Raw genomic sequence first — 14,277 nt, 5'->3', positions numbered from 1 at the left:
CAACATATCTTAAAGATTCCTGCACAACCTCGCCTGGCAGTGCAATAACCAACTAAAATAGAGGGGGTTAAAAGACAGTTGGAGCAAAAGATGCAGATGAGTTTTGGAACACTGGAAAGCAGAGCGATTGAATCGAGATAATGTTCTGTTGAAGATTGAAGCCCTAATTGAGTGGGAGGAATTACGTCCGAAACTTACGGGTTTATACAAGCGCGAGTTATCGCATGGTGGAGGCCAAGAGCCGTTTGATGGGTTGTTGATGTTCAAAGCGATCCTGCTAGGTCAGTGGCATAGTTTATCGGACGCTGCGTTGGAGCAAGCACTGTGTGTACGCATTGATTTTCTGCAATTTTGCGGACTGTCCTTGTCGGATGCGATACCGGACGAAACCACTTTATGCCGGTTCCGTAACCGGCTAATAACCAACGACCGGCTAGATGATCTGCTGGCCTCTATTAATGAACAGCTTCAATGCCACGGATTGATGATCAAGGGTGCGACAGGAGCGGTCATTGATGCCACGCTGATTGAGTCAGCGGCACGCCCTAAAAAGACCATCACACTGGAAGTGGATGCCGAAGAAGGTAAGGTTGTTCAGTTTGAAGATGGCAGTCAACCTGGAATCAACTGTATCGAAGAACAAAGCGCGGATCCGGATGCGACCTGGCTAAAGAAAGGCAGGAAGTCGCAGTTTGGCTACCGCAGTTACCTGGTGGTGGACGCACAAGACGGCTATGTGCGCGGGGTTCACACCGCCCCTGCCAACCAGAGCGAAATGATGCATTTCGAAGCCGCTATCGATGGTGCGCATATCGAGGCGAATCGGGTGTATGCCGACAAGGGATCCGCCAGCAATGCCAATCGGCAATTTCTAAGAAAGCAAAAGATCAAGAGCGCAATCATGCATCGCGCGTACAAGAATAAACCCCTCTCGTCACGCCAGAAGCTGGCGAATCAATTGATCAGTAAAAAACGCTATATTGTCGAACAGTGTTTCGGCACAATCAAACGCTTATTCAGAATGGGACGCGCCAGCTACTTCGGTACGACGAAAGTCAACGCCCAAGTCATACTGAAAAGTATCTGCATGAATCTAAAGAAAGCAGCCAACAAAATCTTCGTAGACCAACCATTAAGGGGAGCGATCCGTCCAAATATTACATAAAAGGGGAAAAATTCACCTAAAAAAAGGAAAAAACTTCACTTTCTATTAAAGTGACGTGCAACAAGTGTCACTTGGAAAATTTTCTCTGTCGCTACAGCAAAATTCTTGCGGTTGTGCAGAGGTCTTTCTTATACTGTCATGCGCAGATTTCGCTTGTTGTAAATCGCTTCTTGAAGCAGAATCTTCTCCAGCTTCGACCAGAACACATCACCGAGCATTAATCGAAACATCGCAAACTTGTTTTGTGGTGGAGATAGGAACCTCAATTTTATGAGGTTGTTATTATCTATAAACTTGCGATTCCCCGTGGTCTTGCCACGGGGATCTAATTAGGCTTTAGAATGATGGGATGCGAGATGTCGTAGAGAAGGCGAGCCACTGTGGGTGGCAGATACATTATCACATTGTATTTCCTGTGAAATACAGACGGGGACTGTTAGATGACGCAGTTGTAAAAATCATTATGATGACTGCGAAAGCGATAGAAGATCGATACGACATTGAGTTTGAGCAGATAGGTTGCGACGAAGACCACGTACATATACTTTGTACGGCACATCCGAAAATTGCACCGGGTCAGATTGTTAGGGTGTTCAAAAGCATAACAGCGCGGGAATTGTTTAAGTGGAAGCCGGATTTGAAACGAGATCTGTGGGGTGGTGAGTTTTGGACGGATGGCTATTATGTTGCAACTGTAGGGGAAAGAGCGGATTGGGGTGTGGTTGAGCGGTATGTAAAGAATCAAGGCAAACCAAAAGAAGAACTGCGTCAACTTGAGCTTTTCTAATACCCCGTGGTCTTGCCACGGGGTCGTTTAATTTTTAAGCAGCTTGTTTTAAATGAGTCACTGCTTGTCCCGCAGCTTTTTTTGCTAAATCTGTGGCACCGAGGTTACCCTGCTTAATGGCTTCATCCAAGCTTTTAATGCCTGCATCTAAATGCGAGCCTGCATTCTTCACAGAAGTTTTTTCGGATTTAGATGCATTTGCATGGGTTTTCGCTTCTCCGGCATGTTTAGCGATAGCTTTTCCATCAGCTGCACTGACCGCGGCTTCCGCATGTTTAATCGCTTGATCTAAATGACTTTCTGCTGCAATAGCACTAAATGAGCAGAGAGATAGGATTAGAATAATGCTATATAACACGTTGGTTTTGATGTTCATTCTGAAACTCCAGTTAAATAAGTATTAAAAATTATTTTATTGTGGCCATGTAGCAGCCCGGGAATATAGTGACTAGACTGCTATCAAGATTGAGGTAGTGATAGCATCTGTGTTTTGCTAGCAAGTCTTTTTTGCTTCTTTAATATCTTCTTTAACATCACCCACGCCCACTTGAGCCTTGCCGATATTTTTTTGGACATTGCCTTTGATTTCCATTTCCTTATTGTCCAGTATCTTGCCTGCAACTTCCTTGACTTTGCCTTTAGTTTCTTCGAAACGGCCTTGTACTTGATCTTTGTTCATGCTTGTCTCCTGACATTTAACTTCAAGTGATGACCAGAACATGAAATCATGTCTCTCTTCACTCTTTATCAGAATATATGTACTGCTAAACTTAATCTGTGCGCTAGCGAACTGATGTCAAAATAAATACTTTGTTGCGGATAAAATATATCCTGTGGAGGCGGCGCCAACAATTGTAGAGGTAGGGTCGATTTTATAAGCAGATAAGTTAATGATATTTTATTAACTGATTAGGAGAATACTATGCCCATGTCAGAATTTATTACAACAATTCGGCATGATTGCATTCATAAGTCGGAAAGGTAGCTGCTAAGATAATATCTTGATGAGAAGTTTCTGAAGGATACTTGGAACCGAACTGCTGCGTTATAAAGCAGGAAACTAAAGCAAGCACAAGCCATATAGGAGATTACCGAAATATCGAATCTTCTATAACCGACAGCCAAAATAGAAAAGATTGTATTATTTGTCGCCAGCACAATTTGTGCAGCGATTCTAAGTAAATCTGCTTGCCACTTAATCACATAGATTCCATATCTGACGATATCCCTACACAGAAAAACTCTAAAATACAATTATGCAGAGATCTCTTGAATATCACTTCAGCTCAAAGTAGGCATGCTAAAATCCAAACTCCAAAAGAATTGAAAATACTATGAATTTCCCTGTTATTACAGCGCTATCTCCACTGGATGGGCGCTACCATACAAAGGTTGATGCTTTACGATCTTATTTCAGCGAATTCGCTTTGATTCGTTTTCGTGTGCAGGTTGAGATTGCATGGCTTAAGGCGCTGAGCGAACAACCCGGGATCATCGAAGTACCGAACTTTTCCCCTCAAAGTTATGTGCAGCTGGACAATCTGGTGGAAAGTTTTTCGCTTGAAGATAGCGAAGCGATTAAAGCTATTGAGGCGACGACTAATCATGATGTAAAAGCTGTTGAGTATTGGTTAAAGCAGAAGCTGGAAAACAATGCCGAAGTGAGAAAAGTGAGTGAATTCATTCATTTTGCTTGTACTTCCGAGGATATTAATAACCTATCGCATGGTCTGATGCTTAGAACCAGTTTGCAGCAAGTGATGCTGCCTGCTCTGGATAAGATTATTAACCGATTAATCGAGCTTGCGCATCAGTTTGCTGATATTCCAATGCTGGCTCGTACTCACGGACAACCCGCTACGCCGACAACATTGGGTAAAGAACTTGCCAATACTGTATATCGCCTGCAACGCGGAAGAAAACAACTGGAATCTGTAGCCATTCTGGGAAAGATTAACGGCGCGGTAGGTAATTATAATGCGCACTTGTCTGCCTATCCGAATCTGGATTGGGAGAAATTTGCGCAGTCGTTTGTTGAAAAGCTGGGGCTGGAATTTAATCCCTATACGACTCAAATTGAACCCCATGACACCATGGCGGAGTTATTTGATGCGTATGCAAGAATTAATACGGTTTTGCTGAATTTGAATCGGGATATCTGGGGATATATCTCGCTGGGTTATTTCAAACAAAGAACCAAAGCGGATGAAATCGGATCTTCAACGATGCCGCATAAAGTCAACCCGATTGATTTTGAAAATTCGGAAGGTAATTTGGGTATTGCTAATGCGTTATTGCGTCATTTGAGCGAAAAGTTACCGATATCGCGCTGGCAAAGAGATTTAACTGATTCCACAGTACTTCGCAATATGGGCGTGGCGTTAGGGCACACCTTGTTAGCTTATGATTCATGTATCAAAGGATTAAATAAACTGGAAGTTAATACTTCTGCAATAAGGGTTGATCTGAGCAATGCTTGGGAGGTTCTGGCGGAGCCGATTCAAACCGTGATGCGGCGCTATGGTGTAGTTAATCCCTATGAACAGTTGAAAGCTTTAACTCGAGGTAAGGATGGAATTACACCAGAGACGCTGCATCAGTTTATCGACGCTTTGAATATTCCGGAACCCGAGAAGGTTCGTCTGTTGGCATTGACTCCACAGGATTATATCGGTATGGCCACTAGGCTAGCCCTAAGAATAAAGAATTAATCCCGATTCGGATGAAAATATGAGGCGAACTGACAGATTGATTCGAGTAAATTTGCTTGCGGGGTAAAAAAGTTTCGTTCAAGGCTTGAAATTTCATCTAGCAATCCCAATATCGCCTGCACACTCATAGGAGGCATGATGCAAAGCTCAGAAAATGCAAACAACCCGGAAAACAATCGGCCTGAAATGGCTGATATTAAGGAAGAAGTTAATGTCACTGGTATAACCAGCGATGCAACCATTCAAACAGGCGAAATTAAGAGTTCACAACCCAATCTCGAGGATTTGTTGAAGGAAGCTGAGAGCAAAGCGGCCGATCATCATGATGCTTGGATGCGCGCAAAAGCTGAAACTGAAAATATCCGTAAGCGTTCCCAAAATGATATTGCAAATGCACATAAATATGCCATTGAGAATTTTTCTACTGAATTACTAACCGTAATGGATAGTCTGGAGGCTGCGTTGGCAGTTGATAATGCCAGTGTAGAGAGTTTTAAGAATGGAGTTGAGTTGACCCAGAAACAGCTGATGAGTGTGTTTGATAAATTCAACATAAAGGTAATTGATCCAGCCGGAGAGAAATTTGACCCTCATCAACATCAGGCAATGTGTATAGTCGAATCGGAGTTGGCTCCCAATACGATTGTGCAAGTCATGCAGAAAGGCTATAAGTTGCATGAACGCATTATCCGTCCTGCACTTGTGTCGGTTTCGAAAGCTCAAGGTTCTTGAATTTTTATCAAGTATCTCCATTTCAAAACTAATTGATAAACAGAATAATCTCTTAAAAGGATCTAAATATGGCAAAAATTATCGGTATCGATTTAGGTACTACCAACTCCTGTGTTGCTGTGATGGAGAATGGCAAGCCAAAAGTTATTGAAAACTTGGAGGGCACGCGAACAACGCCTTCTATCGTTGCTTACACTGAAGACAATGAAGTGCTTGTGGGTGCTTCAGCCAAACGTCAGGCGATTACCAATCCCAAAAATACTTTGTTTGCTGTGAAACGGCTTATTGGGCGTCGTTTTGATGAAGAAATGGTTCAACGGGATATCAAGATGGTGCCATATAGCATTGTCAAAGCTGATAACAATGATGCATGGGTGGAAGTGCGCGGTAAGAAAATTGCACCTCCCGAGGTATCTGCGCAAGTGCTGATGAAAATGAAAAAAACCGCCGAGGATTATCTGGGTGAGACGGTGACCGAGGCGGTGATCACGGTGCCTGCTTATTTTAATGATTCGCAACGCCAGGCCACAAAAGATGCGGGAAGAATTGCCGGTCTGGAGGTGAAGAGAATTATTAATGAACCGACCGCTGCTGCGTTGGCATTCGGGTTGGATAAGAAAGAAGGCGACCGAAAGATTGCAGTGTACGACTTAGGCGGTGGTACTTTTGATATTTCTATTATTGAGATTGCTGAAGTCGAGGGAGAGCATCAGTTTGAAGTGTTGGCAACCAATGGTGATACATTTCTTGGGGGCGAAGATTTTGATTCACGTGTGATTGAATATCTGGTGGATGAATTCAAGAAAGAAAGTGGTATTGATTTGAAAAAGGATATGCTGGCATTGCAACGTTTAAAAGATGCCGCAGAAAAAACCAAAATCGAATTGTCCTCCAGCCAGCAAACTGAAGTCAATTTGCCTTATATCACTGCCGATGCATCAGGGCCGAAGCATCTGGCTGTCAAGATAACACGCGCCAAACTGGAAAGCTTGGTGGAAGAACTGATAGAACGCACGGTCGGGCCTTGCCGTACGGCAATTAAAGATGCGGGCCTGACTGCTTCCGATATTGATGATGTGATTTTGGTCGGTGGGCAGACTCGCATGCCGAAAGTTCAAGATAAGGTTAAGGAGATATTCGGTAAAGAGCCACGTAAGGATGTTAATCCTGATGAAGCAGTAGCTGTTGGCGCGGCTATTCAAGGTGGAGTATTGAAGGGCGACGTGAAGGATGTGCTATTGCTCGATGTGACGCCTTTGTCGTTGGGTATCGAAACATTGGGTGGCGTAATGACCAAGCTGATTCAGAAAAACACTACGATTCCAACCAAAGCGCAACAGGTATTCTCTACTGCGGAAGACAATCAGACTGCGGTAACGATTCATGTATTGCAGGGTGAGCGTGAGATGGCTTCCGGCAATAAAAGCCTGGGGCAATTTAATTTAAGCGATATTCCATCATCGCCACGGGGTATGCCGCAGATTGAAGTGACGTTTGATATTGATGCCAATGGCATTTTGCATGTATCGGCTAAAGACAAGGCTACCGGCAAAGAGAATAAGATTAAGATTCAGGCTAGCTCAGGCTTGTCGGATGATGAGATTGAACAGATGGTGAAGGATGCGGAGGCGCACGCTGAAGAAGATCACAAAGCTTTGGAGTTGGTTTCGAGCCGTAATCAGTGTGATGCGATGATCCACTCCGTTAAGAAATCCTTGAAGGAACATGGTGATCAGTTGAGTAGTGAGGAGAAAGCTAAAATTGAGGCTGCATTGAAAGATGCTGAAGATGTACTCAAAGCTGATAATAAAGACGAGATTGATGCAAAAACACAGGCTTTGACCGAAGCGGCGCATAAATTGGCTGAGAAGATGTATCAGCAAAAAGAGCCGCAGGAATCGCAAGCGCAATCTGGGTCTGACTCTACGTCTGGCCACAGTGAGAAACCAGTCGAAGGCGAAGTGGTTGATGCAGAATTTGAGGAAGTTAAGAACAAAAAATAGTTTTCTTCAAAACATATGGAGCGCAGAAGCGCATGAAGAGGATATTGAATCTCTTCTGCGCATTCTGCGCTTTAATATTTGATGCGGAATGAGAAACATCGTATAAACCTAAACCTCCATAAATTAATTACGGTAGTAGGAAATCAATATGAGTAAGCGCGATTACTATCATGTTCTCGGTGTCAGTCGTGAAGCTGACGAGAATACAATAAAAAAAGCTTATCGTAAGTTGGCAATGAAATATCATCCGGATCGGAATGCTGGCGATGTTAAATCGGAAGAGATGTTTAAAGAAGCTAAAGAAGCTTATGAAGTATTGACTGATCCGAATAAACGTGCAGCTTATGATCAATTTGGTCATGCGGGCGTCGATGCGAATGCGGCAGGTGGAGGCGCGCAAGGTTTCAGTGATGCATTCAGCGATATTTTCGGGGATATTTTTGGTGGCCGTAACTCTCGATCAAATATGCATCGTGGCTCGGATTTACGCTATAACCTGGAGATTACTCTGGAACAGGCTGCTCATGGAACCGAAACAAAAATTCGCATCCCTACAATGGAAAATTGTGAGACTTGTCATGGGAGCGGCTCCAAGCCGGGTAGTTCGCCCAAAACTTGTCCTACTTGTAATGGCCATGGACAGGTAAGAATGCAACAGGGTTTCTTCTCTATTCAACAAACTTGTCCTAAATGTCACGGAAGTGGAAAGGTAATAGTGAATCCTTGCACATCGTGTCATGGAAATGGGCGCATTAAGCAACAGAAAACACTCAATGTAAAAATTCCGGAAGGTGTCGACGATGGTGATCGCATTCGCATTTCTGGAGAGGGTGAGGTCGGCATTAATGGTGGTCCGCCGGGCGATCTCTATGTCGTGGTTCATTTGTCGGCGCATTCGGTTTTCCGGCGTGATGGTGATAATCTGCATTACGAAATACCTATCAGCTTTACCTTAGCTGCATTGGGAGGGGAAATAGAAGTGCCTACACTTGATGGGCACGCCAAGATTAAGGTGCCGGAAGAAACTCAAACGGGTAAGATTTTTCGTTTGCGGGGTAAAGGTATCAAAGGGGTGCGTAGCCATGATAAAGGTGATTTACTTTGCCATGTCGTTGTGGAAACCCCGGTTAAGTTGACCGCACGCCAAAAAGAATTGTTGGAAGAATTGGAGTTAATCAGTCTTAGAGATGGCCCTCGTCATAGTCCTCGCGCTAAATCATGGATGGATAAAGCACGAGAATTTTTCTCAGAATAACATGGAGCTATCCAGTTATCGAGGTGCGCTACGACAGGTATTTAGCTGAACTGATCTAGCTCCAGTAATAGTTGCAGATGATTTTATATCAATTGCTATGTAAATTAGAATCCATTTGGAACTCTTTTTGGAATTTTCGTCATCTGTAGACAAGAATAAATGTAATCGTCTGAGCCGCCATCTTGGCCGGTTTTTAGTATCAGCAATATTCCTTGTGAATTACTCGGAGAAGGCAAATCTCTCCTGGTGCCAGCATAAAAAGTAGTGTGATTACTTGCCAGAGGGCGATATTGTGTCTTTTCTGGAATTGATTCAATAATCGACGGAAATGATTATGCCCGGATTATAACGCGCCATTTCGCGATTTATCTTGTGTTCTTCTTTCGCTGAGAGCTGTCTAGGGTTTTCGGATAGTTGCATCGGTAACCAGTTCCGAGCTGGTTAACACGCTGTGGATACGATCATTGATTCCGTTTATCAAAACAATGTCGATTATTGACGGTGCGTTAGTTTAACAATCTTTTTCCTCTGAACTCAGCTCACATATCCAAGATCTGTAAAGCAATTTGAGGGTAAATTTCCGCTAATAAATTCATACTCTTTTCCAAGTAAAGTGACATCAGCCAAATTAATGGAAAAGGATATGCTTGCTTTTGTCGATAGTCAGATAATTCATGAATCTGGAAGCATGAGGATTTATATAGCGCTTATGTGATTCTTTGAAGCTTATTGTTATTTTGTTTCAAAGACTATCCAATGCCAGAATTAATTTTAGAATACTTAAAGGATCTTGTATCACAGTAAAGGGAGATACTACTACCATATCATAGTAACCGATTTTTTCTATAAGATTATGATCTTATGATGCAAATATGAAAAATGTGCGATCAGGATCCATAAAATTGTGTAATAAAGTAAATAAATAATGCAATTGCAGACATAAATAAATTTGAAGAATACGTGTGTAAGATTAAATATCCTAGTGTTTGTGTTGGGTGTTGGTTGGTTACAGCATCAATCGACGCTGCCAGAAATGGAATGGATCTGGTTGTTGTTTTTAGTGGCAGTAGTAACTGGGGTTTTGGGGTTTTTTCAATTAGCAAATCAGCTTGTAATAAGCAGAATCTTACTTGGAATTTTCTTTCTCCTGTTTGGGTTTTGCTGGGCGGCAATTTTGGCGCACTGGCGTTTGAATGATTCTCTACCTCATATCTGGGAGCGTAAGGCTATCCAAGTAGTTGGTGTGATAGCTAGTGTACCGCAAGAAAGTGATAGAGGGGTGCGTTTTCAATTTGATGTTGAACAGGTGAATACTGAGGGGGCGATCGTGCCTAAGCGGATTGCATTGTCTTGGTATAAAGTGCGGCAATTGGGAGCTAATCAAGTAGTATTGCCTGTAGTCAGGGTAGGTGAACGTTGGCAGTTGACAGTGCATTTGAAACGACCCCATGGCAATCAGAATCCGCATGGTTTCGATTTTGAAAGATGGGCATTGGAACGTAATATTCGGGCAACTGGATATGTTCGTGTATCATCTGATAATCAGCGTCTGCACACTATGGTGCAACGCCCTGCATATTGGATAGCGCATATTCGTGAGGGGATTCAACATCGTTTTGCTGCGAGCCTAGACAATCAAGCTTATGTGGGAATATTGCAAACATTGGCAACGGGTGATCAAAATGCAATTCCTCGCGATCAATGGATAGTATTTACACGTACTGGAACCAACCATTTGATGGCGATTTCCGGTTTGCATATCACGATGATTTCTAGCTTGGCATTCGCAGTAGTATATTGGTTATGGCGTTGGAATACTTATTTGACAATACGTCTGCCGGCGCGGCGTATTGCTGCGATGGCTGGATTAATTGTGGCTTTAGCCTATGCTGTACTTTCAGGTTTTGCAATTCCGGCGCAGCGGGCATTTTATATGCTGGCGGTAGTGGCGATTGTGTTATGGGTAGGACGTCAGACAAGTGTAACCACGGTGTTGGCATGGGCGCTTTTTGGGGTGATATTGTTAGATCCGTGGGCAATTTTAGCTCCTGGATTCTGGTTATCCTTTGGTGCAATTGCTGTCATAATGCTATTAACTGTCGGCCGGATCGGAAAAATACATTGGCTTAGTAGTTGGCTGCGGATTCAATGGGCTATTACGTTGGGCCTAATTCCTTTATTGTTGGCATTATTTCAGCAGATATCCTTAATATCTCCGGTTGCTAATGCCATTGCCATTCCTCTGATCAGCCTTATAGTGGTTCCGCTAACATTGTTAGCCACCATGCCTGTATTCGATTTTATGTTACCGCTTATCCATGATGTATTAAGTGTCCTTATGGTAATTCTGCAGTCACTGAGCAATTTATCGCATACTGTGTGGCAGCAGCATTCTCCACCAGTGTGGACTATAGGTGTAGCGGTTATAGGGATTCTGTGGATGTTGTTGCCGGGAAGCCTAGGAGTGGGGTTTTTTTCTGGTTTTCCCGCGCGTTGGTTGGGCGTGATTGCAGTATTACCTGTGTTTCTGGTTAAACCGCCTCAACCAAAAACCGGCGAACTGTGGCTGACTGTGCTTGATGTGGGTCAAGGACTTGCGGTGGTGGCTCGTACCGAGCATCACGCATTATTATTTGATGCGGGTCCTGGGTTCGGTGAGATCGATAGTGGTAATCGTATTATCGTGCCTTTTTTACGCGGAGAAGGAATTACAAAGCTTGATGGTATGATCGTATCGCATGCGGATTCGGATCATAGTGGCGGTGCACGATCAGTATTAAATGAGATACCTGTTAGGCAGTTGTGGTCATCGCTGGACGATAAACACCCCGTAACGCAGATGGTAATCTCAAAGAATCAGTGTCGTAAGGGACAATTCTGGCAATGGGACGATGTGCATTTTGAATTGCTACATCCCTTGGAGCAAGATTACTTGAATTCAAAACGTAGTACCAATGCAAAAAGTTGTGTATTAAAAATCACATCGGCTCACGGCAGCGTATTATTGCCGGCCGATATTGAGAGGAGAGATGAGCAGGCATTGCTTGCTCGAGACGGCGACAAGCTTCGTGCGACCGTATTGATTGCACCGCATCATGGTAGCCACACTTCATCAACCGATACTTTTGTGCAGAAAGTAAGCCCTTCTCTGGCAATTTTTCCAGTTGGTTATCTTAATCGCTATAATCATCCGCACGAAATTGTAACTTCACGCTATCATAATTCAGGTAGTCAGCTGATGCGTAGCGACAAAGATGGTGCTATCTTAATTCGATTTGAAAATAATGATTGGGTGGTTAACAGTTGGAGAAAATTAAATCAGCGCTATTGGCACGATAATTAAAACGCAATGATGTATGTGTTCGCAACATTGCTATTTTATCCATACGCGAGGTAGTTCAATCAAGATAAATAGGTATTGATGGAGTTTATTGACGTAGAAATTCCAGTTGCTAAAGGTAATTCGATGGCGCTAAAAATTATAGTAAATGTAGTTCCTGCACCTGGCTCACTGACAACCTTTATTCTCAGTTGATTATTTTCAGCCGCGATCTTGACGATGGACAAACCAATGCCGCTCGTTGCTTTGTTATGGAGTGCTACTCTAGGAGAATAAAAATATTCGTTAAAAATGTTGGGCAAATCTTTATCTTCGATACCAATGCCATGGTCGGTGATGGTAATGTTAGCATGCAAATTATTTCGATCGACTCGAGATGAAATTTCAACGCTAGTATTTTCATGCGAATAGGTAATCGCATTAGTGATGATATTTTCTATAAGTATTTCTAATTGATCAGGAATTACTTTGCAAATAAAATTCTCAATGGATAAATTGAGTGTAACATTTTTAGAACTGGCAACTGGGGTTAATTTCTCGATACATTTTTGCAGGGTAGATTGAATTTCAATAGGTTCGAAAACTGCAGTGTCAAGGCAAGTATCTTTCAATCGTTCCAATCTGAGTAGATCAAGTATTAGGCTGGACATATTTTTTGCCCGAAGATCCATTTGCTCTAATGCCGTACTTACCTCAGGCGTTGTCTCGCCCAAATAACCTTCTTTGATTAAATTTATTTTGCTGCGTATAGCATCGAGCGGGGATTTAAGTTGATGTGTGATCAATAATGCATATTGATCTTTTTCCACTTGTGCTTGATTAATTTGTCGGTATGCATCAACAAGGTGGCGTTCATGAGCACGAACAATTAGAGAAAGCCTTGAAACCACATACCAAACAACAAGAAAAAGAATGTCAAGGAAAAACATCCATGTCAAAGCACCATCTTTGCGTGCGCTTTCAGACAAGAATTGGCTGTTTATCAATGCAGAGAGTGGTGCTTGAGTGATTAGAAAGTTATCAATAATGATTACGATCGAGTCCATGAAGCAGACTAATATGGTTACATACAAGCTTTCACGGGTAGAAAAAAAGATACAGGCAAGAGCAATATGCAGTACGTAGAAAAAAGAAACGGGGGTGGAGGTACTGCCAATATAATGCACGACGACTGACAGGCAGATCAGGTCAACAATGATCTGAACCCATAGATTAATTGAAGGCGAGTTATATTTGCTTGATTTGCAATGATCTAATGCAAAGAGGTAGGCAATATTGGCTACAATCAGTACGATAATGATAGCTATCGGCCATTTTTGCTGCTCACTAATGCCTAATTGCGCCAGCGTATTCGATGCCGATAGCATCAGGATTTCGAAAAAAACCAGTGCAGCAATCAGTATCCACCGAAAAGTTATGAACCAGCGGATATTACTAATTAAAACATCGTCACTAAGCTTTAATTTATCTCCCTTTATTTCAAGCAGTACGTTTTGATTATTGGGATTATTCCAAGAGAATTCAGTGCTTGCCATACGATTGTGTATTGCAAAAAATTATGCAGCCTCTCCTGTTTTCTTCAAGCGCTCATTAATCGTTGCCATGAGACTGACTGGCTCAACCGGTTTTTCCATGATGCAAACCCACTCATGCGAGCCATCCTCGAAATATGGTCGAATCATGTCACCTAGAGATGTCAGAAAAATAGTTTGAATTTGCGGAAATTGCTTGTGGATTTTTGCATAAGTGATTAAACCAGCATCCATGGATTCAACCATGACATCCAAAATGGCCAAATCCGGTCTTTTAGTTTCATCTTGTAATGAATCGATAAATTCCTGCATCGATAAATAACTATCAACTTCATATCCATTTTTAAATAGTATACGTTGAACTGATTCGCGGATATCCGAATCATCATCAACGTGAGCAATTCTTAGTGCCATGATAATTAATTCTCCTTGCTTAATCATTCTCTTCTAGAAACCGCGGCTTAGAAACAGTTAAAATAGACCGTTCAATTATCGGGGTTATTGTTTAATAGATCATATCGTAGCATATGTGAATAATGTGTGAAATGTGAATATCGGTCATATATTGGAAAAATATAATCTATTTAGAGTAATAGGTCTACGGAAGTGATGAACAAATTTTCTTGAGCTGAGAAATTCCAGTAATTTGATCTGAAAAAATTTTTGGAGATATTCTTTGCTTAAGAAATATGGGTATAAATAAGGTAGTCCCCCGGCTTTGCCGGGGCTGATACGACGTGGGATTGTAAGTA

General features: G+C 42.4%; 11 protein-coding genes. 7 read left to right on the top strand and 4 right to left on the bottom strand.

Annotation, left to right across the window (positions count from 1 at the left end; all coding sequences use genetic code 11):
* Window positions 1-103 precede the first annotated feature (103 nt).
* Window positions 104-1,165 carry an IS5 family transposase gene (locus ATY38_RS14680; protein ID WP_062559943.1) on the top strand — a complete coding sequence of 354 codons (1,062 nt, stop codon included), beginning with the start codon at window positions 104-106 and terminating at the stop codon, window positions 1,163-1,165.
* 349 nt (window positions 1,166-1,514) lie between these two features.
* Window positions 1,515-1,952 (top strand): IS200/IS605 family transposase, encoded by a 438-nt coding sequence (tnpA, locus tag ATY38_RS14675; RefSeq protein WP_062559212.1) that lies wholly within the window; start codon window positions 1,515-1,517, stop codon window positions 1,950-1,952.
* A 34-nt stretch (window positions 1,953-1,986) separates the two neighbouring features.
* Here tnpA and smbP read toward each other — a convergent pair whose 3' ends face one another.
* Together smbP and ATY38_RS14665 are read right to left on the bottom strand one after the other, a co-directional pair.
* Complete coding sequence (gene smbP / locus ATY38_RS14670) at window positions 1,987-2,328, bottom strand: small metal-binding protein SmbP (RefSeq protein ID WP_062559942.1); 342 nt, start codon at window positions 2,326-2,328, stop codon at window positions 1,987-1,989.
* Between the two features lie 117 nt (window positions 2,329-2,445).
* Window positions 2,446-2,631, bottom strand: a complete 186-nt coding sequence (locus ATY38_RS14665; protein ID WP_062559941.1) for a CsbD family protein — start codon at window positions 2,629-2,631, stop codon at window positions 2,446-2,448.
* A gap of 655 nt (window positions 2,632-3,286) precedes the next feature.
* Here ATY38_RS14665 and purB point away from each other — a divergent pair.
* From purB to ATY38_RS14640, 5 genes are all read left to right on the top strand, one after another.
* The gene (purB, locus tag ATY38_RS14660) at window positions 3,287-4,663 is read left to right on the top strand and encodes an adenylosuccinate lyase (protein ID WP_062559940.1); all 1,377 of its coding nucleotides are present in this window, start codon (window positions 3,287-3,289) and stop codon (window positions 4,661-4,663) included.
* Between the two features lie 138 nt (window positions 4,664-4,801).
* A complete protein-coding gene (grpE, locus tag ATY38_RS14655; protein WP_062559939.1) occupies window positions 4,802-5,395 on the top strand; it encodes a nucleotide exchange factor GrpE in 594 nt (197 codons plus the stop codon).
* A gap of 68 nt (window positions 5,396-5,463) precedes the next feature.
* Window positions 5,464-7,398 (top strand): molecular chaperone DnaK, encoded by a 1,935-nt coding sequence (gene dnaK, locus ATY38_RS14650; protein ID WP_062559938.1) that lies wholly within the window; start codon window positions 5,464-5,466, stop codon window positions 7,396-7,398.
* A gap of 148 nt (window positions 7,399-7,546) precedes the next feature.
* Window positions 7,547-8,653 (top strand): molecular chaperone DnaJ, encoded by a 1,107-nt coding sequence (dnaJ, locus tag ATY38_RS14645; protein WP_062559937.1) that lies wholly within the window; start codon window positions 7,547-7,549, stop codon window positions 8,651-8,653.
* Window positions 8,654-9,602: 949 nt separating this feature from the next.
* Window positions 9,603-11,996: a DNA internalization-related competence protein ComEC/Rec2 gene (locus ATY38_RS14640; RefSeq protein ID WP_235590324.1), complete on the top strand. Its 2,394-nt coding sequence runs from the start codon at window positions 9,603-9,605 to the stop codon at window positions 11,994-11,996.
* Window positions 11,997-12,055: 59 nt separating this feature from the next.
* Here ATY38_RS14640 and ATY38_RS17195 read toward each other — a convergent pair whose 3' ends face one another.
* The gene (locus tag ATY38_RS17195; protein WP_062559935.1) at window positions 12,056-13,528 is read right to left on the bottom strand and encodes a sensor histidine kinase; all 1,473 of its coding nucleotides are present in this window, start codon (window positions 13,526-13,528) and stop codon (window positions 12,056-12,058) included.
* A gap of 21 nt (window positions 13,529-13,549) precedes the next feature.
* Window positions 13,550-13,939, bottom strand: coding sequence for a response regulator transcription factor (locus ATY38_RS14630; RefSeq protein ID WP_062559934.1), 390 nt, complete (start codon window positions 13,937-13,939; stop codon window positions 13,550-13,552).
* Window positions 13,940-14,277 lie beyond the last annotated feature (338 nt).

The sequence above is a fragment of the Nitrosomonas ureae genome, from assembly GCF_001455205.1.
GTDB lineage: Bacteria > Pseudomonadota > Gammaproteobacteria > Burkholderiales > Nitrosomonadaceae > Nitrosomonas > Nitrosomonas ureae.
Note: the sequence above shows the minus strand (reverse complement) of the source record. Positions and strands in the feature narration are given on the sequence as shown.